The 23824-nt window shown below is 72.7% G+C and carries 19 protein-coding genes; 9 read left to right on the forward strand and 10 right to left on the reverse strand.

All coding sequences use genetic code 11. The features are described from left to right. Nucleotides 1-143 precede the first annotated feature (143 nt). Nucleotides 144-1907 carry an aspartate--tRNA ligase gene (gene aspS, locus AC0680_RS04225; RefSeq protein WP_478624741.1) on the forward strand — a complete coding sequence of 588 codons (1764 nt, stop codon included), beginning with the start codon at nt 144-146 and terminating at the stop codon, nt 1905-1907. Nucleotides 1908-2050: 143 nt separating this feature from the next. Then, a complete protein-coding gene (locus AC0680_RS04230) occupies nt 2051-3796 on the forward strand; it encodes a hypothetical protein (RefSeq protein WP_478624742.1) in 1746 nt (581 codons plus the stop codon). 141 nt (nt 3797-3937) lie between these two features. Here the strand turns inward: AC0680_RS04230 and metG are convergent, their stop codons facing one another. The 3 genes from metG to AC0680_RS04245 form a co-directional block, all read right to left on the reverse strand. Further along, nucleotides 3938-5653, reverse strand: a complete 1716-nt coding sequence (gene metG / locus AC0680_RS04235; RefSeq protein WP_478624744.1) for a methionine--tRNA ligase — start codon at nt 5651-5653, stop codon at nt 3938-3940. 52 nt (nt 5654-5705) lie between these two features. Continuing rightward, complete coding sequence (locus AC0680_RS04240) at nt 5706-7184, reverse strand: MFS transporter (RefSeq protein ID WP_478625077.1); 1479 nt, start codon at nt 7182-7184, stop codon at nt 5706-5708. Between the two features lie 240 nt (nt 7185-7424). Then, nucleotides 7425-8882, reverse strand: a complete 1458-nt coding sequence (locus AC0680_RS04245; RefSeq protein WP_478624746.1) for a vWA domain-containing protein — start codon at nt 8880-8882, stop codon at nt 7425-7427. Nucleotides 8883-9549: 667 nt separating this feature from the next. Between AC0680_RS04245 and AC0680_RS04250 the strand changes: the two genes are divergently transcribed. Beyond that, a complete protein-coding gene (locus tag AC0680_RS04250; RefSeq protein WP_478624748.1) occupies nt 9550-10839 on the forward strand; it encodes an alpha/beta hydrolase in 1290 nt (429 codons plus the stop codon). A gap of 146 nt (nt 10840-10985) precedes the next feature. On the opposite strand, the gene AC0680_RS04255 is transcribed toward AC0680_RS04250, so the two are convergent. Beyond that, nucleotides 10986-11813, reverse strand: coding sequence for a polysaccharide deacetylase family protein (locus AC0680_RS04255; protein WP_478624749.1), 828 nt, complete (start codon nt 11811-11813; stop codon nt 10986-10988). A 278-nt stretch (nt 11814-12091) separates the two neighbouring features. Between AC0680_RS04255 and AC0680_RS04260 the strand changes: the two genes are divergently transcribed. Genes AC0680_RS04260 through AC0680_RS04270 form a run of 3 tightly spaced genes read left to right on the forward strand, consistent with a single transcriptional unit; the run spans nt 12092 to nt 14468 of the window. Then, a complete protein-coding gene (locus AC0680_RS04260) occupies nt 12092-12841 on the forward strand; it encodes an ABC transporter permease (RefSeq protein WP_478624751.1) in 750 nt (249 codons plus the stop codon). Then, complete coding sequence (locus tag AC0680_RS04265) at nt 12838-13512, forward strand: ABC transporter permease (protein ID WP_478624753.1); 675 nt, start codon at nt 12838-12840, stop codon at nt 13510-13512. Before AC0680_RS04260 ends, AC0680_RS04265 begins: the two co-directional genes overlap by 4 nt. Beyond that, nucleotides 13509-14468 carry an ABC transporter substrate-binding protein gene (locus AC0680_RS04270; protein WP_478624754.1) on the forward strand — a complete coding sequence of 320 codons (960 nt, stop codon included), beginning with the start codon at nt 13509-13511 and terminating at the stop codon, nt 14466-14468. Before AC0680_RS04265 ends, AC0680_RS04270 begins: the two co-directional genes overlap by 4 nt. Nucleotides 14469-14624: 156 nt before the next feature. Here AC0680_RS04270 and AC0680_RS04275 read toward each other — a convergent pair whose 3' ends face one another. From AC0680_RS04275 to AC0680_RS04285, 3 genes are all read right to left on the reverse strand, one after another. Beyond that, on the reverse strand, nt 14625-15782 hold the full coding sequence (locus AC0680_RS04275) for an ABC transporter ATP-binding protein (protein WP_478624755.1): 1158 nt from the start codon (nt 15780-15782) through the stop codon (nt 14625-14627). A 411-nt stretch (nt 15783-16193) separates the two neighbouring features. Continuing rightward, entirely contained in the window at nt 16194-16871 is a 678-nt protein-coding gene (locus AC0680_RS04280; RefSeq protein WP_478624756.1) for a response regulator transcription factor, read from the reverse strand. 209 nt (nt 16872-17080) lie between these two features. Then, nucleotides 17081-17224, reverse strand: a complete 144-nt coding sequence (locus AC0680_RS04285; protein WP_478624757.1) for a hypothetical protein — start codon at nt 17222-17224, stop codon at nt 17081-17083. Nucleotides 17225-17536: 312 nt separating this feature from the next. Between AC0680_RS04285 and AC0680_RS04290 the strand changes: the two genes are divergently transcribed. Beyond that, nucleotides 17537-18478 carry an NADP-dependent oxidoreductase gene (locus AC0680_RS04290; protein ID WP_478624759.1) on the forward strand — a complete coding sequence of 314 codons (942 nt, stop codon included), beginning with the start codon at nt 17537-17539 and terminating at the stop codon, nt 18476-18478. Between the two features lie 7 nt (nt 18479-18485). Here AC0680_RS04290 and AC0680_RS04295 read toward each other — a convergent pair whose 3' ends face one another. The 3 genes from AC0680_RS04295 to AC0680_RS04305 form a co-directional block, all read right to left on the reverse strand. Next, nucleotides 18486-19436 carry a hypothetical protein gene (locus AC0680_RS04295; RefSeq protein ID WP_478624761.1) on the reverse strand — a complete coding sequence of 317 codons (951 nt, stop codon included), beginning with the start codon at nt 19434-19436 and terminating at the stop codon, nt 18486-18488. A 112-nt stretch (nt 19437-19548) separates the two neighbouring features. Continuing rightward, a complete protein-coding gene (locus AC0680_RS04300) occupies nt 19549-20157 on the reverse strand; it encodes a hypothetical protein (RefSeq protein WP_478624762.1) in 609 nt (202 codons plus the stop codon). A 126-nt stretch (nt 20158-20283) separates the two neighbouring features. Further along, nucleotides 20284-21309 (reverse strand): cation diffusion facilitator family transporter, encoded by a 1026-nt coding sequence (locus AC0680_RS04305; protein ID WP_478624764.1) that lies wholly within the window; start codon nt 21307-21309, stop codon nt 20284-20286. A gap of 273 nt (nt 21310-21582) precedes the next feature. On the opposite strand from AC0680_RS04305, the gene cbiE reads away from it, so the two are divergent. Further along, entirely contained in the window at nt 21583-22902 is a 1320-nt protein-coding gene (gene cbiE / locus AC0680_RS04310; protein ID WP_478624765.1) for a precorrin-6y C5,15-methyltransferase (decarboxylating) subunit CbiE, read from the forward strand. Between the two features lie 143 nt (nt 22903-23045). After that, a complete protein-coding gene (gene cobM / locus AC0680_RS04315; RefSeq protein WP_478624766.1) occupies nt 23046-23807 on the forward strand; it encodes a precorrin-4 C(11)-methyltransferase in 762 nt (253 codons plus the stop codon). The last annotated feature ends 17 nt before the right edge of the window (nt 23808-23824 follow it).

Below are 23824 nucleotides of genomic sequence, written 5' to 3' on the forward strand. Positions count from 1 at the left end.
CCTGGAGCGGTTATGTCAATCCTGGGGTGGCCTTTCGGGTGACCGCCGGGGAGAGCGACCGGGCGTGCGCGCCCGTTTTCCGATCCCTCTCCTCCGCTCCCGTCAACTCCTCACCTCGACACTCGCGACGACTTGGATGAGCGATGCACCGGTACCGGTCCCATAACTGCGGCGAGCTCCGAGCCGCGGACGTCGACACGGACGTCCGCCTCAGCGGCTGGCTGCACAATCGTCGTGACCTGGGCGGCATCCTCTTCATCGATCTGCGCGACCACTACGGTCTCGTGCAGCTCGTCGCCCGCCCCGGCACCCAGGCCGCCGAGGCGCTGGACAAGCTGACGAAGGAGACGGTCGTCCGCGTCGACGGCAAGGTCGTCTCGCGCGGCGCCGAGAACGTCAATCCGGAGCTGCCCACCGGCGAGATCGAGATCGAGGCCACCGAGGTCGAGGTCCTGGGCGCGGCTCAGCAGATCCCCTTCACGATCAACGCCGACGACGGCGTCAACGAGGAGCGGCGCCTGGAGTACCGCTTCCTCGACCTGCGCCGCGAGCGGATGCACCGCAACATCATGCTGCGCTCGGCGGTCATCGCGTCCATCCGCCACAAGATGACGACGCTCGGCTTCAACGAGATGGCGACGCCGATCCTCAGCGCCACGTCTCCGGAGGGCGCACGCGACTTCGTGGTGCCCTCCCGTCTCCACCCGGGCAAGTTCTACGCGCTGCCGCAGGCCCCCCAGCAGTTCAAGCAGCTGCTGATGATCTCGGGCTTCGACCGCTACTTCCAGATCGCCCCGTGCTTCCGGGACGAGGACGCCCGTGCGGACCGCTCGCCGGGCGAGTTCTACCAGCTCGACATCGAGATGTCCTTCGTCGAGCAGGAGGACGTCTTCCAGCCCGTCGAGAAGCTGATGACCGAGCTCTTCGAGGAGTTCGGCAACGGGCGCCACGTCACCTCCCCCTTCCCGCGCATCCCGTTCCGCGAGGCGATGCTCAAGTACGGCTCCGACAAGCCGGACCTGCGCGCCCAGCTGGAACTGGTCGACATCACCGACGTCTTCGCGGACTCGGCGTTCAAGGCCTTCGCCGGCAAGCACGTCCGTGCGCTGCCGGTGCCGGCCGTGCAGGACCAGCCGCGCAAGTTCTTCGACCAGCTCGGCGAGTACGCGATCCAGCACGGCGCCAAGGGCCTGGCCTGGGTGCGCGTCGGTGCGGACGGCGCGCTGACCGGCCCGATCGCCAAGTTCCTGACCGAGGAGAACGTCAAGGTGCTCACCGAGCGCCTCGGCCTGGAGGCGGGCCACGCGGTCTTCTTCGGCGCCGGCGACTTCGACGAGGTCTCGAAGATCATGGGCGCGGTGCGCGTCGAGGCCGCGAAGCGGGCCGGCCACTTCGAGGAGAACGTCTTCCGCTTCTGCTGGATCGTCGACTTCCCGATGTACGAGCGGGACGAGGAGACCGGCAAGATCGACTTCTCCCACAACCCCTTCTCCATGCCGCAGGGCGGCATGAAGGACCTGGAGGAGAAGGACCCGCTGGACATCCTGGGCTGGCAGTACGACATCGTCTGCAACGGTGTCGAGCTGTCCTCCGGCGCGATCCGGAACCACGAGCCGGACATCATGATCAAGGCCTTCGAGATCGCGGGCTACGACCGTGAGACCGTCGAGGAGAAGTTCGCGGGCATGCTGCGCGCCTTCCGCTTCGGCGCCCCGCCGCACGGCGGTATCGCCCCCGGCGTCGACCGCATCGTCATGCTGCTCGCGGACGAGCCGAACATCCGCGAGACCATCGCCTTCCCGCTGAACGGCAACGCGCAGGACCTGATGATGGGTGCGCCGACGGAGCTGGAAGAGGTACGGCTCAAGGAGCTGCACCTGAACGTCCGCAAGCCGCAGGTGAAGTAGGCGTCACCGGCGAGGCCGGGCCTCGAACAACCCGCTGAGGGCGGTGTTTCACGTGAAACACCGCCCTCAGCGCGTGTGAGCCGGGTGCTCCAACCGCACCACACGTGTGGCCGGGTTCTTGCACCGCACGCAGGGTGGTGCTCATGCAGCAAGCCAGCCTCCTCCCCCGTGCGCCCGGCCTCGTCTCACGGCCTCGTACGGCGCACTTCGCCCAGGTCCGCGACCTGCCCTGGCTCATCGCCCTGGCCGTCGTCTTCACCGCCGGCCAGCTCTACCTCGCCCTCACCACGCCCGGCCTGGGATGGGACGAGACGGTCTATGTCAGCCAGGTCGACGCCCACGCCCCGGCCGCGTTCTTCAGTGCCCCGCGCGCCCGCGGCGTCACCCTCCTCCTCGCCCCGGCCGCCGTCCTGACGACATCGGCCACCGCCCTGCACTGCTACCTCGCGGTGCTCTCCGGCGCCGCGTTCCTGCTCACCCTGTGCATCTGGCGGCGTCTGCTGCCCGCTCCCGTGCCGGCCCTGGGCGGCGCGTTGTTCGCCGGTCTGTGGGTCACGCTCTTCTACGGACCGCAGGTGATGCCCAACCTGTGGACCGGCTACGCCGCACTCGTCGCCACCGGCTGCTTCCTGCTGGCCGTACGTCAGCCGTCGGCGCAGCTGGCTCCCCAGGCCGGGCGGGGCGCGGCGGTGGGCCTCGCCGCCGCGGTGGCCCTGGCCGCGCTGATGCGCCCCCTCGACGGGGTGTGGCTGGCCCTGCCGCTGTTCGCCGCGGCGGTGTGTGTGCCGGCCTGGCGGCGCTCGACCGTACTGCTGGCGATCCCGGCCGGTCTGGCCCTCGGGTGCGCCGAATGGGTCGTGGAGGCGTATGTGTCCTACGGCGGGCTCATGGAGCGGCTGCGCCAGGCCGGGGGGATCCAGGGCGGCCTGGGCTGGCACCCGTCCTTCGGCGACCACGCACGGGCGCTGCAGGGCAAGACGCTGTGCCGCCCCTGCGACCTGGACTGGACGTACCCGGTGACGGCGGGCTGGTGGTTCGCGCTGCCGCTGGCGGTCGCCGGGGCCGTGTGGGCGTCGGCCCGCGCCCGCGAGCCCGGCGGCACGCTGCACCGGTACGGGCCGGTCTGGCCGACGCCGCGCGGCCGCGAGCCCGGCGGTCGTCGCGAACTGGGACTGGAGCCCGTGCGGATGGACACCTTCGGGCTGCATCCCCTCCGGGCGGTCGGCCTCGGGCTCGACGGCGCGCTGCAGCCGCATGCGCCGGTCTGGCCGCCGAGCCTGCGCGACCCCGGCGGCGCGCGACACCGCTACGGGCCGGGCCCCATCGCCCTGCCGGCACTGGTCGGCCTCTGCCTCGCCGCCCCCTACCTGCTGACGGTGGACTACGCCGCGCCGCGTTTCCTGCTGCCCGCCTACGCGCTGCTGTTGCTGCCCGCCGCGTGGTTCCTGTACTGGATGACGCTGCTGCCCCGCCGCCGGCACGCCTGGGCGGTGGCCGTGCTGGTCATCGCGCTGCTCGGCCACGAGGCGATCCAGCTGGCGATCCTGCACAAGATGCAGCGGGGAACCGTACGCGCGCAGTCCGACATCGGCCGGATCGGCGACACGCTGCGCGCCGCCGGCGTACGGCCGCCGTGCGCGGTGAGCGGCCAGGAGGCGGTACGGGTGGCGTACCAGCTCGGCTGCGCCTCCCGGCAGCCCGGCGGGCACGACGCCAGCATCACCCCCGCCGCTCTGACCCGGCTGGGCGCCCGCAGCCCCGCCGCCGTCGTCCTGACCGCAGGCGAGGCGCTGCCGGGCTACGCCCGCGGCTGGCGCCCGGTCCGTCTCCCCCCGACGCCGGGCCTGAAGCCGCTGAATGCCTACGTGTCCCCGGCGGCCCGGCCCTGAGCGGGCGCCGCGCCTCCGGCGGGCCCCCATACGCGCGCGCCCGCCCGGCCCCAGGGACCGGACGGGCGCGCGTAGGCCGTACTCGTCCATGCCGACCACACGGCCGGACTGTCGCAGGCCGTGCTCAGTGCACCGCCGTGCCTACTGCTCCGCGCCGCCGAAGCGCTCGCGGTAGGACTCCAGGTCCTCTTCGGTGATCTTCGCGAAGAGCACCGGCGGCACCGTGAACGGGACCCCGGCCGGCACCGAGGCCAGCGCCTTCGCCTCGTCCTGCGAGACCCACACCGCGGTGTCGTTCTCCAGCGCGAACGCGCCCCGCATCGCCTTCGCCGTCGCCGGAATGAAGGGCTCGGAGACCACCGCGTACAGATGGATCAGGTTCATCGCCGTGCGCAGCGTCAGCGCCGCCGCGTCCTTGTCGGTCTTGATCTCCAGCCACGGGGCCTTCTCCTCCAGGTAGGAGTTGCCCGCGCTCCACAGGGCGCGCAGCGAGGCGGCCGCCTTGCGGAACTGCAGGGCCTCCATGTGGCCCTCGTACTCCGCCAGCAGCCCGGCGATCTCCTCGCCCAGCTTCTGCTCCGCGGCCCCGGCCTCGGCGCCCGCGGGCACCTCGTCGCCGAAGCGCTTCCGGGAGAACGACAGCACCCGGTTGACGAAGTTGCCGAGCGTGTCCGCCAGGTCCTTGTTGACGGAGGACGCGAAGAGCTCCCAGGTGAAGGAGGTGTCGTCCGACTCGGGGGCGTTGGCGATCAGGAAGTAGCGCCAGTAGTCGGCCGGCAGCAGCTCCAGCGCCGCGTCCGTGAAGATGCCGCGCCGCTGGGAGGTGGAGAACTTCCCGCCGTAGTAGTTGAGCCAGTTGAAGGCCTTGAGGAAGTCGACCTTCTTCCAGGGCTCGCGGGTCCCCAGCTGCGTCGCCGGGAACATCACGGAGTGGAAGGGGACGTTGTCCTTGGCCATGAACTCCGTGTAGCGGACGTCGTCGGCCTCGTACCACCACGACTTCCAGTCGCGCTCCTCGGGCGCGACGTCCGCCCACTCCTTCGTCGAGCCGATGTACTCGATCGGGGCGTCGAACCAGACGTAGAAGACCTTGCCCTCGGCCGCCAGCTCCGGCCACACATCGGCCGGCACCGGAACGCCCCAGTCCAGGTCACGGGTGATCGCCCGGTCCTGGAGGCCCTCCGTCAGCCACTTGTGCGCGATGGAGGAGGCGAGCGTCGGCCACTCCTTGCTGCCGTTGCCCTCCAGCCAGCCCTCGACCTCGTGCTGCAGCTTCGACTGGAGCAGGAAGAGGTGCTTGGTCTCCCGCACCTCGAGATCACCGCTGCCGCTGATCGCCGAGCGGGCGTCGATCAGGTCGGTCGGGTCCAGCACCCGGGTGCAGTTCTCGCACTGGTCGCCGCGCGCCTTGTCGTAGCCGCAGTGCGGGCAGGTGCCGACGATGTAGCGGTCGGGCAGGAAGCGGTCGTCGGTGACCGAGAAGACCTGGCGGATCGCCCGCTCCTCGATGAAGCCGTTCTCGTGCAGCTTGCGCGCGAAGTGCTGGGTCAGCTCGACGTTCTCCGGCGACGAGCTGCGCCCGAAGTGGTCGAATTCCAGGCCGAAGCCCTCGTAGATCGCCTTCTGCTTGTCGTGCTGCTCCGCGCAGAAGGCGTCGACGGACTGGCCCGCCTCCTTGGCCGCGAGCTCGGCGGGCGTCCCGTGCTCGTCGGTCGCGCAGATGTAGAGCACGTCGTGCCCGCGCTGCCGCAGATACCGGGAGTAGACGTCCGCCGGGAGCATGGACCCCACCATGTTGCCCAGGTGCTTGATCCCGTTGATATACGGAAGGGCGCTGGTGATGAGGTGTCGAGCCATTGCCGGCTGCTCCCAAGTCGCTACGGTGAGTGAGGATTTGCTTTACGGAACGTCAATATCGTACTGGACGGGTCGGGGGCTCCGGTGCGGGCTTTTCCGGGAGCGCGGAGGCGGTGCCGGGCGTCTTCACCATCGTCCCGGCGACCAGGGCGGCGACCAGCATGATCACCGATCCGGTCCCGATGGCCGCGGTGAATCCGTGCACCACCCCCTCCTTGACCAGGCCCTCCCGGACCGCCGGGGGGAGCTGCCGCCCCGCGCTCCGGCGGGCCGCCTCGGCCAGCCGGTCCGCGAGATACGTCGCACTCGCCGACGTGGCGATCGTGTTCAGCAGCGCGGTACCGATCGAACCCCCGACCTGCTGTGCCGTGTTGACCGTCGCGGACGTGACGCCGGAGTCCTGCCGCGCGACCCCGGTCGTGGCCGTCGCCATCACCGGCATGAACGTCAGCCCCATCCCCAGCCCGACGAGGAGTTCCGCCGGCAGGACATGGGAGACATACGCGGGCCGGGCCGTCAGGAACGTCAGCGTGAACAGCCCCGCGGCGGCGAGCAGCGCACCCGGAACCATCAGGAACCGCGGCGGGACGCGATGCAGCAGCCGCGCCGATATCTGCGTCGACCCGACCACGATCGCCGCCACCATCGGCAGGAAGGCCAGTCCGGCCCTGACCGGCGAATATCCGAGCACGGTCTGGAAGTAATAGGTGAGGAAGAGGAACATCCCGAACATCGCGATCACCACCAGCGCCATGGTCAGGAAGGCGCCGCCGCGATCGGTGTCCCGCACGATGTGCAGCGGCAGCAGGGGATGCCGCGCCCGCGTCTGCCACCACGCGAAGACGGCCAGCAGCGCCGCGCCCCCCGCCAGCATCCCCACCACCAGTCCGTCGCCCCACCCCCGCGGCTGCGCCTCGCCGCACCCGTAGACGATCGCCACCAGGCCGCCGCACCCCAGCACGGCACCCGGTACGTCCAGGAAGACCCGCTTCCGCTCCGGCCGGTCCCGCAGAAACACCGCAGCTCCCGTGAGGGCCACCAGGGCGACCGGCACATTCACATAAAGACACCAGCGCCAGTCCAGGTACTCGGTCAGCAGCCCACCCGCGATCAGCCCGATGGCCGCGCCGCCACCCGCGATGGCCCCGTATATCCCGAAGGCCTTGCTGCGCTCCTTGCCCCGCGGGAACGTCGTCGTCAGCAGCGACAACGCGGACGGCGCCAGCAGCGCGGCGAACGCCCCCTGCAGCGCCCGCGCCCCGAACAGCAGCCCGGAGCCGGTGGCCGCCCCGCCCAGCCCCGACGCGACGGCGAACCCCACCAGCCCGATCATGAACGTGCGCTTGCGCCCCACGAGATCGGCGATCCGCCCGCCGAGCAGCAGCAGCCCGCCGAACGCGAGGGTGTAGGCGGTGATCACCCACTGCCGGTTGGCGTCCGACATCCCCAGGGCCCGCTGGGCGGACGGCAGCGCGATGTTCACGATGGTCGCGTCCAGCACCACCATCAACTGCGCCGTGGAGATCACCACCAGCGCCCACCAGCGCCGGGGGTCGGGCTCCGCCGACGCGGCCCACCGAGGCGTACCGGATCCGGGAGGCGGCGCGGCACCTCCCGCTCCGCGCAGGTGCTTCACGCATTCAGCCTAGGGAGCGGGGACACGGCTCGCCTGCTGTGCCCGCCGCGGCCGTGGGCCCGGGGAAGGCGGCGGCCGCGGCGGGCCGTGGGGCCCGGCCGCGGCCGGTGGGGTGCTGGTGCTGGTGCCCGCGGGTCAGTTGTCCTTGAGGACGCCGGCGGTGCGGGCCTCGGTGAGCCACTCGGGGAACTCGACCATCAGCTGCTGGTAGAGCTCGTCGTGGGAGAGGCTGCGCGGGTCGCGGCCGGCGTGGAAGAAGCCGGCGTTGTCGACGGCGCGCTTCTCCGGGACGGCCAGGTCGTCGAGCTTGCGGAGGAAGTCGAAGCCCTTGGCTTCCGGGTCGCCGAAGCCGATGAACTGCCAGAAGATGGGGAGTTCGGCGGCCTCGCACAGGGCCCGCTCGGCGGCCGGCTTGGAGGTCGGGGCGCCGTCGGTCTGGAAGATGACGAAGGCCGGGGCGGTGCTGCCGGACTTCTTGTAGTGCTCGACGACGGCGTTGACGGCCCAGTGGTAGTTGGTGCGGCCCATGTGGCCGAGGCCGGCGTGCAACTCCTCGATGCGGCCCTCGTAGTTGGTGAGGTCGATCTCGGCGGTGCCGTCGACGTCGGTGGAGAAGAAGACGACGGGGACGGTGGCGTCGTCGTCGAAGTGGGCGGCGAGGCCGAGGGCCTGTTCGGCGAGGTTCTGGACCGTGCCGTCCTTGTAGTAGTTGCGCATCGAGCCGGAGCGGTCGAGGACCAGGTAGACGGCGGCGCGCTGGGTGCCGAGGCCGTGCTTCTCCAGCGTGCTGCCGGCGGCCTTGTAGAGGCTGACCAGGGCGGGCGCGGTGGCGGCCAGGGTGCTCTCGGTGCCCTTGGCGTCCGAGGGGCTCTCGACGGCCTCGCTGGTCTCGGTGTCCGCGTCCTCGGCGGGCGCGGCCTCGGCCTGCGGCTCGGGCTGCGGCTCCGGCTGGGGCTCCGGCTCCGGGGCGGCCTCGGCGGTCGGCTCCTCCGCCGGGGCGGCCTCGGCGGTCGGCTCGTCCTCGGCCGCGGCGGGGGCCGCGGCGGGGGCCTCAGCGTCCTCCTTCGCCTCGGGCTCCGCCTCGTCCTTGGCCGGTGCGGACTCCGTGGCGGACTCGGTGGGCGCCGGCGCTGCCGGGTTCGGGTTGTCGAAGGCCCGGCTCACGAGTTCGGAGACGGTGTCGGCCTTGTCCGCGGGAGCGGTCTTGGGCTCGTCGCCGGCCGCGTCCGCCGTGGGCTCCTCGTCGGCCTTGGCCGGCCCGGTCGCGGTGGGCTCGTCGCCGGCGGACTCCTCGCGTACGGACGGCGTCTCGGTCCGTACGGGCTTCTCCGCGCGGTCCACCGGGCTGCTCTGGGCCGGCAGGGTCGCGGTCGTCGGCGCCGGGCTCGGGGCCGCGTCCGGGGTCTCCGGGGGCGCGGTGCGGGCGGCGGGGACTTCGGCCTCCGGGGCGGGGGCCGGGGTGGCTTCCTCGCGGGCCTCGGGGATGGTCGCGGACTCCGGCTTGTCGGCCGTGCCGCTCGGGGCCGCGCCGGATTCTTCACGGGTCGCCTTGGAGCGACCGAAAGCGTTGCGCAGCAGACTCCGAATGCCCATCGGCGAACCTCTCTTGCGTGTGGTGGGTGCGGCGTATGTCCGTGAAGCACGGACATGTCCCTGACCAGGACGGATACGTAAGCGTAGCGGCCGGGACCGGCCTCATCGTGGGACCCCGCGCCTCGCGTGGTGGGCTATCCGGGGGGTATCGCGGGGGAGGGGGTTTCAGCCAGGCCGCCGGTGTCCTGGCTGTGGTGCATCCGCCCTGCGTACGGGGCTGAACGGTGTTCCGTGGAGGGTCCCGTACGGCGTGCCGGGCGGCCGCTCGCCGAGGTCTGCCGCGGCTCCGGATTCACTGCCTGTTCATGTGTGCCGTCTCGCGGCGGTCGGATGGGGCTGCGGGGGACGGGGATACGGAGGTGGCGAATGGGGGGCATGTTGGCCGAGTTGGGGGATTTGCGGAAGTTAGTGAAGTTAGGGGAGTTGGTAGAAGTGGTGGGAGGTAGGGGAGTTGGCCGGAGTGGGGAGAGTGCACCTTCGCGCGACGCCCTCACATCACGCCCCGGAAACGAAGTGGCAAGAGCTGGGTAAGAACTGAGTCGTTCAGGTATCCGATGCGCAGGTGTGCCCGTCTCCTCCGGTGACCATTGTCCTGAGCCGCCCGTTGTGCCTAGGCGGCCAATAAGAAGGCAAGAACCCTTCCGAGGGTGACGGGAGATGTGGGCGCATGGGGCTGACCAGTCAGTCGCTCGAATACACGGTGGTCGTGCTGGCGGTGGCCTGTGTGGCCGCCACGGTGTGGCTCTGGCCCCGGCTGGCCAAGCGCGGGATCCGTGCCGTACTGGGCAGGCTGGGCGCCATCGTGGTCACCCAGGTGTCGATCGTGTGCGCGCTCGCCCTCGCCGTGAATGCGAACTTCGAGTTCTACGGCAACTGGGACGAGCTGCTGGGCAACAACGAAGAGGCACCGGTGTCCGTGAGCCAGGGCGGCGGCCAGTACGCCGCGGTCGGCAACCTCAAGGGCGGGCTGGTCCAACCGGCGGGCCCGCAGGGTCTCGATCGGGTGACCGGTCTGCCCAAGGGGCCGGCCGACAAGGTGGGCAAGGTCGAGTCCGTACGGATCGTCGGGCGCCGCACCCGGGCCATCAACCCGGGCTTCATCTACCTGCCGCCGCAGTACTTCCAGGAGCAGTTCCGCCGGCAGCGGTTCCCCGTGATGGTCGTCATCAGCGGCTACCCCGGCGGGATCATGAACCTCGCGCAGCACCTCCAGGTGCCGCAGAACGCGGGCCGGCTGATCGCCCAGGGCAAGATGCAGCCGACGGTGATCGTGATGGTGCGGCCGACGATCGCGCCGCCGCGGGACACCGAGTGCGTGGACGTGCCGGGCGGTCCGCAGGCCGAGACCTTCTTCACCAAGGACCTGCCGGACGCCATGAAGTCGGCCTACCGGGTGGGCCGTGACCCCAGCGCCTGGGGCGCGTTCGGCTACTCGTCCGGTGGTACCTGCTCGCTGCAGCTGGCGATGCGCAACCCGAAGGTGTACACCTCGGCGGTCTCGCTCTCCGGGGACTACGCCATCAAGGACGACCTGACCACCGGCAGCCTCTTCGGCGCCGGCCCGGCGGGCGCCCAGCGGGAGCGCGAGCACGATCTGCTGTGGCGCCTGAAGAACCTGCCCGCGCCGCAGGTCTCCGCGCTGGTGGCCAGCAGCCGCAAGGGTGAGGCGAACTACGGCCCCACCATGAAGTTCCTGCATGCGGCCAAGTCGCCGATGACGGTCGACTCGATCATCCTGCCGCAGGGCAGCCACCAGTTCGCCACCTGGCGGCGGGAGGTCGTACCGGCCCTGGAGTGGCAGAGCCAGCAGCTGACGTTCCCGCAGGACACCGAGGCCATCGTCCCGCCGCGCAAGCAGGGGGCCAAGCCGGGGCAGGGCGGCGCGCCGGGCCAGGCGCCGACGACGTCCGAGGAGAGCGGCCGCCGCCGCGTGGAGGCGGAGCGCCCGCAGGGCTGACCGCCCTCCCTGAAGTCGAACGCGGTCAGCGAGGCCGCGCGCGACCGCCGGATGTTCACGAGCCCGGCCCACGTCCCCTGTGCGTGGGCCGGGCTCGCGCGTATCCGCTTGTGGCCCCGGCGGTCCGGGGCCGGTGGGCCCCGTCGTCACTCCGGCCGGTAGACCATTCCCGGCTCCGGCTTCGCCGGGGAGAGCAGCTGGGAGACCGTGACGACCGTGTAGCCGCGCTTCTTCAGCTCCTTGAGGATGCCCGGGACGGCCGGCACGGTGCCCTTGTAGATGTCGTGCAGCAGGATGACGCCGTCGCGCTCGGTCTGTTCGAGCACCCGCTTGGTGATCAGGGCCGAGTCGTTGGTCTGGTAGTCCTTGGCGGTCACGCTCCACAGGACCTGCGCCAGCCCGAGGTCCTTGCTGATCTTGGAGACCTCCCCGTCGGTCCTGCCCTGCGGCGGCCGCATCAGCCGGGGCGTCTTGCCGGTGATCTTGCGGACCGCGTCCTGGAGTCGGGAGAGCTCCCGCTTCGCCTCGTCGGGCGCTATCTCGGTCAGGATCTGGTGCGACCAGGTGTGGTTGGCCAGCTCATGGCCCTCGGCGTCGATCCGCTTCACCTCGGCCGGGCGCTTGGCGACATGGTTCTTGCCGAGCATGAAGAAGGTCGCGTGCACCTTCTCCTTCTTGAGGATGTCCAGCAGGCGGTCGGTGTTCTCGCTGGGGCCCGCGTCGAAGGTGAGCGCGACGCACTTGGCCTTGGCGCAGTCGACGCCGCCGGCCTCCGTGGCCTTTGTGCCGCCCGCCTTTGCGTCGTTCGCCTTGTCGTCCGCCGCCTTCCCCTCCGCCGCCGAGGCCTCGGCGCGGGCGTCGGCCGGCGCGGTGACGTCGTATGTGGCGCAGCCGCTGAGGGCCAGGACCAGGGACGTGGCGGCCAGCAGCCCGGCGGTGGACAGGCTGCGGGCCGTGGACTTCTGCTTCGGCATGCGGGTCTCTCTTCGGGCGCGGGGTGGTCGGCAAGGAGTCCGTGACCTGCGCTTTCGGGCATGGCGAGGCCGGCGCGCACAGGGGCGTGCCCTGCCGCGCCGACCGCCGGTCGCACCGGTCCCATGGACTCCCGGGAACTATACATAGGTAGTACACACTGCGTGTATACGTGGGGTGTCTACATCGGGTGCGCAGGTCTGTGCGGGGCGGGCGGAGGGGGAGCCCGATCGGACGCGTCCGCCGCGACACCCCGCCCCCGCCGGGGTGGACTCGTACCGTGACCGCACCGCCGCCGGACGACTGCCTGGCCCGTAACGACTGGATCTGCGGCGACTACCTGAGCACCCGCCGGCAGATCCTGCTCGACGCGGTCGTCCAGCACATCCAGCTGACGGTGGTCTCGGTGGCGCTGGGGCTGGTGATCGCGGTCCCGCTGGCCGTGCTGGCCCGCCGCCGGCGGTGGACGGCCGGGCCGGTGCTCGGCATCACCACGGTCCTCTACACGATTCCGTCGCTGGCGATGTTCTCGCTGCTGCTGCCGGTCTACGGGCTCTCCGCCACCCTCGTCGTGGTCGGCCTCGCCCTCTACTCGCTCACCCTGCTCGTGCGGAACATCCTGGCCGGGCTGAACGGCGTCCCCGCCGAGGCCACGGAAGCCGCCCGCGGCATGGGCTACGGACCGCTGCGCCAACTGCTGACCGTGGAGTTCCCACTGGCCGTACCCGCCGCGATGGCCGGGCTGCGGATCGCCACCGTCTCGGCCGTCGCCCTCACCACGGTCGGTGCGATCGTCGGCTACGGCGGGCTGGGCAACCTCATCTACGCCGGGATGAACGGGTTCTTCAAGGCACAGGTGCTCACCGCGTCCGTGCTGTGCGTGATCATCGCGGTCGTCTTCGATCTGCTGCTGCTCGGCGCGGAACGGCTGCTCACCCCCTGGCGGCGGGCCGGCCGGCGGGCGCGGGTGCGGATCCGGGCCGGCGCGGGCCTTAGGCGGCCGGCCGTGGCTCCCGGGCGGCGGGCATGAACACCCTCTCCGAGGTATGGACATGGCTGACCACCGGCGCCAACTGGTCCGGTGAGAACGGCGTCTGGCACCGCCTCGAACAGCATCTCGTCCTCACCTTCGCCTGCCTGGTCATCAGCGCCCTGATCGCGCTGCCGATCGCGCTGACCCTCGGCCACCTCGGACGCGGCGGCGCGCTGGCGGTCAACCTCGCCAACGTCGGGCGCGCGGTGCCGACCTTCGCCGTACTGGTCCTGCTGCTGCTCACCCCCCTCGGGCGGCACGGGCAGTGGCCGACGATCATCGCGCTGGTGCTGTTCGCCGTCCCGCCGCTGCTGACCAATGCGTACGTCGGGATGCGCGAGGTGGACCGGAGCGTGGTGCGGGCCGCGCGGGGCATGGGGATGACCGGGACGCAGCTGGTGTGGCGGGTGGAGGTGCCGCTGGCCTTTCCGCTGGTGCTGACCGGCATCCGGATCGCCGCGGTCCAGCTCGTGGCCACCGCCACGCTCGCCGCGCTGGTCGGCGGCGGGGGCCTGGGCCGGATCATCACCGCGGGGTTCAACCTGGCCAGCACCCCGCAGGTGGTCGCCGGTGCGGTGCTGGTCGCGGTGTTCGCGCTGCTGATGGAGGCCGCCTTCGAGCTCGTGGAGCGGTTCGCGCCGGGGCGGGCGCGGGGGCGGGCCGGATGAGGGGCGCCGGCGCGGTCCGCACGGCCGTCGCGGCCCTGGCGGTCGTCGGGCTCACCGGATGCGCCTCCGGCCCCTCCCTGGAGACCCGCTCCGCGATCACCGCCCCGCCCGGAGACAGCAGCGAACTGGCCATCGGCTCGGCCGGCTTCACCGAGAGCGAACTGCTCGCCCGGATGTATGCGGCGCTGCTCGACCACGCCGGCTACCGGACCCATGTCCTGACCGTCGGCAACCGCGAGCTGTACGAGCCCGCGCTGGAGGCCGGGCAGATCGATGTCGTCCCCGAGTACGCCGCGACCTTCGCGGACTGGCTCAACGCCAAGGACAAGGGCTCCAAGGCGCCCCCCGTCGCCTCGCCCGACCTCGGCACCACCATGGCCGTGCTGCGCCGGCTCGCCGCCCGCCGCGGCCTGACCGTGCTCCCGCCCGGTCGGGCCGTCGACCAGAACGCCTTCGCGGTGAGCGCCGCATACGCCCGCAAGCACCACCTCAAGACGCTCAGTGATCTGGGCCGCGCCAAGCTGCCGGTGCGGCTCGCGGCGGGCGACGAGTGCGTCCAACGACCCTTCTGCGCACCGGGGTTGCGGAAGAAGTACGGGATCGACATCACCGCCATCGACCCGAAGGGGGTCGGCACCACGCCCGCCAAGCAGGCCGTGCAGAACGGACAGGACCAGCTGGTGCTGACCACCAGCACGGACGCCACCCTCGACCAGTTCGGGCTGGTGCTGCTCGCCGACGACAAGAAGCTGCAGAACGCCGACTACGTACTCCCCGTCGTCAACCGCGCCCGCGCGGGCGGCCCGCGCGCCGCCGCCGCGCTCAATCGCCTCAACACGGTCCTGACCACCGCCGATCTGGCGCACCTCAACGAACAGGTGGACAGCTGGCGGCGGCTCCCGGCGGACGTGGCACGCAACTACCTCGTGGCGAAGGGGCTGCTGCCGAGGAGCTGAGCCGCGTCCGTCGAGCGGTCCGGCGTCGCACGCGCATCGCCCACCGGCGAGCGGGCCCGCTGTTTCACGTGAAACAGCACGCAGGCAAGCACAGTGGACGTTTCACGTGAAACACGCGCCGGGCGCCTGCGCGCACAGCCTTCCCTCCCCTCCCCCTCAATCCGTGGGTACCGAGTCCACCCGCGCCCGCTCCCGCGGCACCCCCCGCTCGTCGGAGTCGATGGTGCGGCGCAGCGCCTCATGGAGCTTGGTCGGGGTGAGGACGCCCAGGAAGCGCGGGCCGTCCAGGACCGCGATCCAGCCGGCATCGTGCTTGAGCATCTCGCTGAAGGCGGCCTTGAGGGTGCCGGTGACCGGCACCCAGGCCTCCATGCGGCGGGCGTGTCCGGCGACCGTGCCGACGGCACCGGCCAGCTCCTCCGTGCCCACCCAGCCGTGCAGTTCGCCGTCCTCGTCCAGTACCACCGCCCAGCGCGCACCCTCGGCCCGTAGCCGTCCCGCCGCCTGTGCCGCCGGCTCACCGAGCCGGGCGAACGGCGGGCGTTCGAGGTCGCCGCGGTCGATGCCGGTCACGGACAGCTGCTTCAACGCCCGGTCGGTGCCCACGAATTCGGCGACGTACGGCGTCGCCGGGGCGCCGAGGACGCTCGCGGGGGTGTCGTACTGCTCGATGCGCCCGGCCCCGTAGACCGCGATCCGGTCGCCGAGCCGGATGGCCTCCTCGATGTCATGGGTGACGAGCAGCACCGTCTTGTGGAGGGTGGACTGCAGCCGCAGGAACTCCTTCTGGAGCCGGTCGCGCACGACCGGGTCGACCGCTCCGAAGGGCTCGTCCATCAGCAGCACGGGCGGGTCGGCAGCCAGCGCGCGGGCCACGCCGACGCGCTGGCGCTGACCACCGGAGAGCTGCTCGGGATAGCGCGCGCCGTAGACGGCCGGGTCCAGTCCGACCAGGTCCAGCAGTTCGGCCGCCCGCTCGCGGGCCGCCGCCTTCTTCCAGCCGGTCAGAACGGGCACGGTGGCCGTGTTGTCGAGGACCGTGCGGTGCGGGAAGAGGCCGGTCTGCTGGATGACATAGCCGATGCGGCGGCGCAGCCGGACCGGGTCGACGCCGGCGATGTCCGCACCGTCGACGTAGATCCGCCCCTGAGTGGGGTCGATGAGCCGGTTGACCATCATCATGGTCGTCGTCTTGCCGCAGCCGGACGGTCCGACGAGGGTCACCAGCTCCCCCTCGCCGACCTCGAAGGAGAGGTCGTCGACAGCGGTGGTCCCGTCGGGGTAGCGCTTGGTGACGGACTCGAACCGGATCATTGAGTCATTGAATCCCGCCACCCGCGACGGGTCCCGTCATGCGGGCAATCGGGTGTGGAGTGCTCCACGGGCCGTCAGCCGCCCGCGGCGGAAAGGTGACGCGGACCGTCAGACCGCCGTCGGGATTGGGGTGCGTACTCGGCGGCGACGGACTCGGCGAGCGGGGTGCGCAGCTCATGGGCGGCGTTGGCGGCGAACCGCTGCTGGGCGGAGAGGGCGGGCGCGGACCCGGCGGCGTACGGCCCCGACCGCGTGGTGCGGCGGTGGTGACGGCGGTGCTCAGGCCGGAGTAGAGGCCCTGCCGTACGAGGACGTAGACCAGGCCGATGAGCATGGCGCCGGCCGGCACCAGCAGCCCGCCGCGGAGCGCGGTGAGCCGGCCCCGTTCGCTGCCGGGCAGCCAGGCGCGTTTCACCGTCGCTCGCCCGGCCCGTCTCCCATCCGGTATCCGGCGCCGGGCACGGTCTCGATCACCGGCGGCTCGCCGAGCTTGGCGCGCAGTTTGCCGAGCGTGACGCGGACGGCGTTGGTGCGGTAGCTGGTGTGCTCCTCCCACACCTCCTCGATCAGGTCGTCGCCGCTGACCACCGCGCCCTGGGCGCGCAGCAGGACCTCCAGCACCCCGAACTCCTTGCGCGACAGGGCCAGCGGGCGGCCGTCGCGCACCGCCAGCCGGCGCGCGGTGTCGACGGTGACACCGGCCCGTTCGATGACCGGCGGCAGGGCGGGCCGGGCCCGCCGGCCCAGCGCCAGGACCCGGGCGAGCAACTCCTCGTACGCGAACGGCTTGGTCAGATAGTCGTCGGCGCCCAGCCCGAGACCGGCCACCCGGTCGTGGACCGTGCCGGACGCGGTGAGCATCAGCACCCGCGTCAGCAGCCCCTGCTCCACGACGTGCCGGCACACCTCGTCGCCGTGCAGCCCGGGCAGATCACGGTCCAGGACGAGCACGTCGTACGCGCCGAGCCGCAGCTTGGCCAGCGCCTCGCGGCCGTCATGAGCGATGTCCACCGCGAGCGCGTCGCGACGCAGGCCCGCGGCGATCACGTCCGCGAGGAACTCCTCGTCCTCCACCACCAGAACACGCATGCGGTCATGTGTACCCGAGGGCCGCCCTTCCTCGACGTGAACCGCTTCCGCCGCGACGCCCCGGACCAGGGAATTCACCACGCTGGAGCCGGGCGCCGCCGAGCGGTTGGGGAAACGAAAGGCGGGCCGCTGCCGGCCTCTGCCGCGTCGGGCACCTCCTGTGTGCCGAGGATTCCAGGAGGAACACCATGCGGCAGCGCAGTACGCGTTCATCTGGCGAAACCGGACGCGTTGGGGACGAACGCGCTGGTCGTCACGCCCGGCCAGGACATGTTCGGCGAGGAGGTGAAGCTGCCCGAGCGCGCGCCCGGGAGGGTGGGGCGGATCGCGGGCGTCGAGCGGGTCGGCGCCACCGGCGATCTGAGCTCCTCGGTACGGCGTACCGAGACTCCGCCGCCACCTACGTCTTCGCGGCGTCGGGCGGGATGCCCTGGGTGCGGCCCCTACCCGGCGGTACGGGCGGCACGGCTGTCACCGACGCTCGCGCTGCAGGCGGTCCGGCCGCCCGCCGCGGCGCCCCGGGGAGGGAGCGACTTTCCGCCCGCCCCGGGGGGCCGTACGAGTTGCTTCCGCCGCACCGCCTCTGCTCCTGCCGCATCCGGCCGCACCGGCGTGCTTACGATCCACTTCGGCCACCGGTCGGAAGGGTGGAAGGGAACGCCACGATGAGAGCCGTAGCAGTCAGCGCATTCGGTGAACAGCCGCAGCTCATGGAGTTGCCGCAGCCCGATCCAGGGCCCGGTGAGGTCCTGGTGCGGCTGTCCGCCGCCGGACTCAACCCCATCGACTGGAAGCTCGCCGACGGGATGTTCGGGGATGCCGTCCCGGCCTCCTTCCCCCTGGTCCTGGGGACGGACGGGGCGGGCGAGGTGCTCGCGATCGGCACCGGCGTACGGCGGTTCACCGTCGGCGACGCGGTGTTCGGCCAGTTCCAGCGCCCGGAGCAGGGCGGGGGTTCGTACTGCGAACTGGCCATCGCCGACGAGGACCGCATCGCGCACGCCGCCCGCAGCGTCACCTACGCGACCTCCGCGGCGCTGCCGACGGCCGGCATGACCGCGTACAACCTCGTCGAGGAGACCCGGATCGGCGACGGCAAGCGCGTGCTGATCGTGGGCGCGACCGGCGGTGTCGGCACCTTCGCCACCCAGCTCGCGGCCGGCCGCGGCGCCGAGGTGATCGCCACCGCCCGCCCGGCCATGGCGGAGCTGATGCGCAACCTGGGCGCGGCGGAGACCGTCGACCACACCGCCGGCCCGCTCGCCGACCAGGTCCTGGCCGCGCATCCGGACGGGGTGGACGTACTGATCGACATGATCAGCGGTCCCGCGGAGTTCGGCGAGCTGACCCGGACCGTGCGCGACGGGGGCACGGCCGTCTCGCTGATCGGCTCGGCGGACGCCGACGAGCTGACCGAGCACAACCTGCGCGGCTTCAACTTCGTCAACCGGCCCTCCCCGCAGCTCCTGGAGATCCTGGCCGGCCATGTCGACGCGGGCCGCCTGACCGTCCTCGTGGGCCGCGAGGTCTCCCTGGAAGAGGCCCCGGAGGCGCTGGCGGCCAGCCGCACCGGCCGGGCGCAGGGCAAGACGGTCCTGGCGATCTGACCGGCCCTCAGCCGGGGGCGGCGCCGCGGCGGGCGCGCCAGGCCCGGACCGCCGGCGGCACCGCCGCGGCCAGCACCGCGGTCAGCGTTCCCGCGCCGACGACCAGCCAGACGCCGGTCCGCAGCGGACCGGTCAGCGCATCGGCGTACGCGTCCGCGGCGGGCCGGGAGACCATGGCGGGCAGCGCGTCCAGGGTGCGGCCGCGGACCAGCGCGAGCGCCACGGCCAGCAGGGCGGCGGCCGCCGCGCAGCTCGCCCCGGCGCAGATCAGCGCCCGCCGCCGGCGCCGTGCCAGCAGCAGCCCGCCCACCAGGCACAGCGCCGCGGCCGGCGGCAGCAGCAGCGCCCCGTGCCGGACGACGTCGTAGACGGCCCGGACCCGGGGTACGTACGCGGCCTCCAGCAGCACCACCTCCACGCCGGAGCGCGGCACCCGGCGGACGAAGTCCACCCCCATGCCGGAGCCGTTCTGGGACAGCTGGCGGTTGACCCGTGCCAGGACAGGTGTGAGGTCGAGGGTGACCGCCGAATTGCCGGGGGCGTTCAGGGTGCCGTCCAGGGACCGGTGGGCGGTCCGGTGCACCCCGTTCCACATGGCGGGGAATCCGCTGCCGGTGACGACCTGGCGTACCTGTTTGGCGACCGATTCCCGGATGCCGTGGGTGAAGTGGCGGCGCACGGCCGGACGTTCCGCGCGCGGTACGGCTCTGAGCAGCCCCTTCAGCAGACCGTCGAGCTGGATGCGCGCCATCACCCCGTCCGTCACGTCGTCGACGACGGCCTGCTGTACGGCGGCGTCGCCGGCCAGCGGCGCCACCGTCTCGACATAGCTGTCGGTCTCGGTCAGTTCGGCACGTGCCCAGGTGGCGGCCAGCCCGAGCGGCAGCAGGAGCGCACCGATCAGCAGCAGCACCCCGCCGGCCAGGCCCCGCGCCGACGCCGGGCGCCTCGCTGACATCGCGTCGTCCTCCCGTGAGCCCTGCCGTACGGCCACCTTCCAGGCAAGTCCGTAGGGCTGTCGCTCGCGAGCGGGGCCGGTGCCAATGGGTGACCCGGCGCGGGTACCCGGCTCAGCGCGGGGCCGTCGCCGTCCGCCGCCGGCGCACCGTCCGCACCATCCCCGGCACCAGCAGCGCCGCGGCCGCGGCGGCCACCGCCCACCATCCCCAGCCGTCGTTGCCGTCGCCCGCCGCGCCCGTCTGCGGCAGGTCGTCGAGGTCGCCCGAGCAGGCCACCGGGGCGTAGGAGCCGCCCACGTAGACGCAGGCCGTGGCGGCGGCGCGCAGGGTGCCGGGGGCGGCGGTGGCGGCGCGGTCCGGGCGGTCGCCGAGTACGGCGGTGGCGGTGAAGACCTGGACGTCGTGCGCGGGCAGATCGGCGCGCCAGGTGACCGTCTGGCGGCCCGTCCCGTGGCCCCGGACGGTGCCGGCGGGTGCGGTGGCGGAGGTCGTGGTGGCCGGCATCCGCTGCTCGACCCGGGCCCCGTGGACCTGGTCGGCGCCCAGGTTGTGCACGGTGACGCGGTATTCGAGCCGTCTGCCGGTCTCGGTGTCGTCGGAGCCGTCGGTCACCGCGACCGACACCGAGACGGGGGGCGGTGCCTGCGGGGCGGGTACGGCGGCGGTCAGGCCGGGGGCGGTGGCGGCGCACAACAGCGCGCAGACAACGGCGGTTCTCATGCCGTCATCCGAGCACCGCGGCGCCCGCCACCGGCGGCACGCGGCCCCTGGCCCGGGTCGGGTTCACCCGAGGGGCGGCGCCCGGCCGAGGGGACGGCGGGCTGGTGCCGCCCGGCGGCCCGGCGCTCAGTGCCGGTGCGGTCCCGGCCGGTGCACCGGGCCGTGCGCGTTCTCGCAGTGGTCGGCGGCGGGCTCCGGGGCGGCCCCGGCACCGGGGCGCGGCCCCAGCGTCAGCACCTCGTCGGCGTCGCCCTGCTCGCCGACGTGGTCGACCTGGAGCGTGGCGTGGGTGATGCCGTACTCCCCGCTCAGCAGTTCCTGAAGGTTCCGGCGGACCTTGTGGCAGTCGCCGCCCGGGGCCACCAGGATGTGCGCCGAGAGCGCGGGGTGCCCGGAGGTGATCAGCCAGATGTGCAGATCGTGGATCTCGACGACCTCGTCCTCGGCGACCAGGTGGTCGCCCAGCGCGTCCGGGTCGATCCCGGCCGGCGCGGCCTCCATGAAGATCCGCCCGGACTCCCGCACCAGCCCCGTACCGGCCCGCAGCATCAGCGCGACGACCACCAGCGTGGCGATCGCGTCGGCCTGGGCGAAGCCCGTCAGCAGCACGACCAGGCCGGAGACGGCGGTGGCCACGAACCCGAACAGGTCGGTGAGGATGTGCTGGTAGGCGCCCTCGACGTTCAGGCTGGAGCGGTTGGCCCTGGACAGCAGCCAGGTGCAGATCAGGTTCACCACGATCCCGGACAGCGCGGTGACCAGCACCAGCCCGCCGGTCACGTCGGGCGGCGAGATCAGCCGCTGGACCGCCTCGTAGGCCAGCCAGACCGACAGCAGCAGCAAGGTGATGCCGTTGGCCTGCGCGGAGAGGATCTCGGCGCGCTTGAGCCCGTAGGTGTAGCCGCCGCGGGCCGGCCGCGCGGACAGCCGCATCGCGATCAGCGCCAGCACGATCGAGACCGCGTCGGTGAGCATGTGGGCGGCGTCGGAGATCAGCGCCAGCGACTGCGCCACCACGCCGATGACGACCTCGACCGCCATGTACGCGGTGAGCAGGACGAGTGCGGCGCGCAGCCAGCGCCGGTCGGCGTCCGGCGAGACCCCGTGGCTGTGGCTGTGGCCCTGCCCGTGGCTGTGGGCGTGCTCGGTCATGGGCGCGCTCCTTCCTGGCTCCTGATTGCGAAGCAAACCGCACTTCGGCGAAAGATCCAAAGGCTGCACCGGTGACCGTTGTCATTACCGTCGAACGGCCGATCGTGCCTGGTCAGAGCGGTGCGGAGGGACCGGTGCCGCAGCGCGCAAACGGAGGCCGACTGTCCGGTCGCGATGGCCGCGGGACCGTCCCCGGTCGCCGGCCCCACCCGACCGGTCAGTAGAGTTCGGCTCCCGCCACCGACCCCCATCCGAGGTAAGAGGTAATCGGCAGTGAGCCCCGCACCACCCGCCCCGGCCGCTCCTGAACCCCTCTGCGTCGTCGGCATCGGAGCCGACGGCTGGGACGGACTGCCCGCCGCCTCCCAGGAGGCCCTGCGCACGGCCGAGGTGCTGATCGGCGGTGCCCGCCAGCTGGCGCTGCTGCCCGCGGACGTCCCGGGCGAGCGCGTCCCGTGGCCCTCGCCGCTGCGGCCCGCCGTCCCGGGGCTGCTCGCCGCGCATGCCGGGCGCCGGGTGTCCGTACTGGCCAGCGGCGACCCGATGTTCTACGGGATCGGGCGGACGCTGACCGAGGTACTGGCGGAGCAGGAGACGCAGGAGACGGGCGGCGCGGTCGCGCCCGGCGGCCACCGCCCGCCCGCCACGCGGCCCCGGCTCCGCATCCTGCCGCACCCCTCCGCCGTCTCCCACGCCTGCGCACGCCTCGGCTGGCCGGTCGAGGACACCGAGGTCGTCACGCTCGTCGGACGGCCCACCGACAACCTGGCCCGCGCGCTCTACGACGGCCACCGCCTGCTGGTGCTGTCCGCCGGTGCCGGCACCCCCGCCGAGGTCGCCGCCCTGCTGCGGGCCCGCGGATTCGGCCCGACCCGGATGCGCGTACTGGAGCAACTCGGCGGCGAGCGCGAGCGGATGGTGCAGGGGGTGGCCGCCGACTGGGACGCGTCGCCCACCGACCCGCTCAACGTCATCGCCCTCGACTGCGTCCGCGAACCCGGCACCCCGGCCCTGGCCACCGTTCCCGGCCTGCCCGACACCGCCTACGAACACGACGGCCAGCTGACCAAGCGCCATGTCCGCGCCGCCACGCTCGCCGCGCTGGCCCCCGCCCCCGGCGAACTGCTGTGGGACATCGGCGGCGGCTCCGGCTCCATCGCCATCGAATGGCTGCGGGCGCACCGCGGCTGCCGTGCCGTCAGCGTCGAGCGCGACCCGGTACGGGCCGAGCGGATCGGCCGCAACGCGGGCGCGCTCGGCGTACCGGCGCTGCGCGTCGTGCACGGTGCCGCGCCCGCCGCGCTGGCGGGCCTGCCGGCGCCGGACGCGGTGTTCGTCGGCGGCGGCCTGACCGCCCCCGGCCTGCTGGCCGCCTGTTGGGAGGCGCTGCCCCCGGGCGGCCGGATCGTCGCGAACACCGTGACGCTGGAGTCCGAGGCGCTGCTCACCGAGTGGTACCGGCGGCACGGCGGCGACCTGATCCGCCTCGCGGTCTCCCACGCGGTGCCCGTCGGCGGCTTCACGGGCTGGCGGCAGGCGATGCCGGTCACACAGTGGGCGGCCGTCAAACCCGCGGCGGCGCGGCAGCCGTGATGCCTCCGGCGCGGCTGACGTAAGGCCGGCGGCCGAGCGTCGCGGCCCACCACCCCGACCCGGCCGGCCGACCGGCCCCGCCCCACCCGTCCCCGTTCCGCTCCCGTCCGCTCTGTGCCCGTCCTCCCAGGAGTCCACCCACCATGACCGTCCACTTCATCGGCGCGGGTCCCGGCGCCGCCGACCTGATCACCGTGCGCGGCGCCCGTACGCTCGCCTCCTGCCAGGTCTGCCTCTACGCCGGCAGCCTGGTGCCGCGGGAGCTGCTCGCCGAGTGCCCGCCCGGCGCCCGGCTCGTCGACACCGCGCAGCTGGACCTCGACACCATCACCGCCGAGATGGTCCGCGCCCATGAGGAGGGCCACGACGTGGCCCGGCTGCACTCCGGCGACCCGTCCGTCTTCAGCGCGGTCGCCGAGCAGATGCGCCGGCTGGACGCGGCCCAAGTGCCCTACGACGTGGTGCCGGGCGTCCCCGCGTTCGCCGCCGCGGCCGCCGCCCTCAAGCGCGAACTGACCGTGCCCACCGTCGGCCAGACCGTCATCCTCACCCGCGTCGCCCAGCGCGCCACGCCCATGCCCGAGGGCGAGGACCTGGCCACCCTGGGCCGCAGCGGCGCGCTGTTGGTGCTGCACCTGGCCGCGATGTACGTCGACCGGGTCGTCGCCGAGCTCCTGCCGCACTACGGCGCCGACTGCCCGGCCGCCGTCGTCGCCATGGCCTCCCGGCCCGACGAACTCGTCCTGCGGGGCACGCTGTCCGACATCGCCGAGCAGGTGAAGGCCGCGGGCGTGGTCCGTACGGCCGTCATCATGGTCGGCCGCACCCTGGGCGCCGAGCAGTTCCGCGACAGCCACCTTTACTCGGCGGATCGGGAGCGGCCGCACGGGCCCTGCGGCGTCTGACTGATCATATGACCGCA

The sequence above is a fragment of the Streptomyces sp. NPDC043738 genome, from assembly GCF_056436545.1.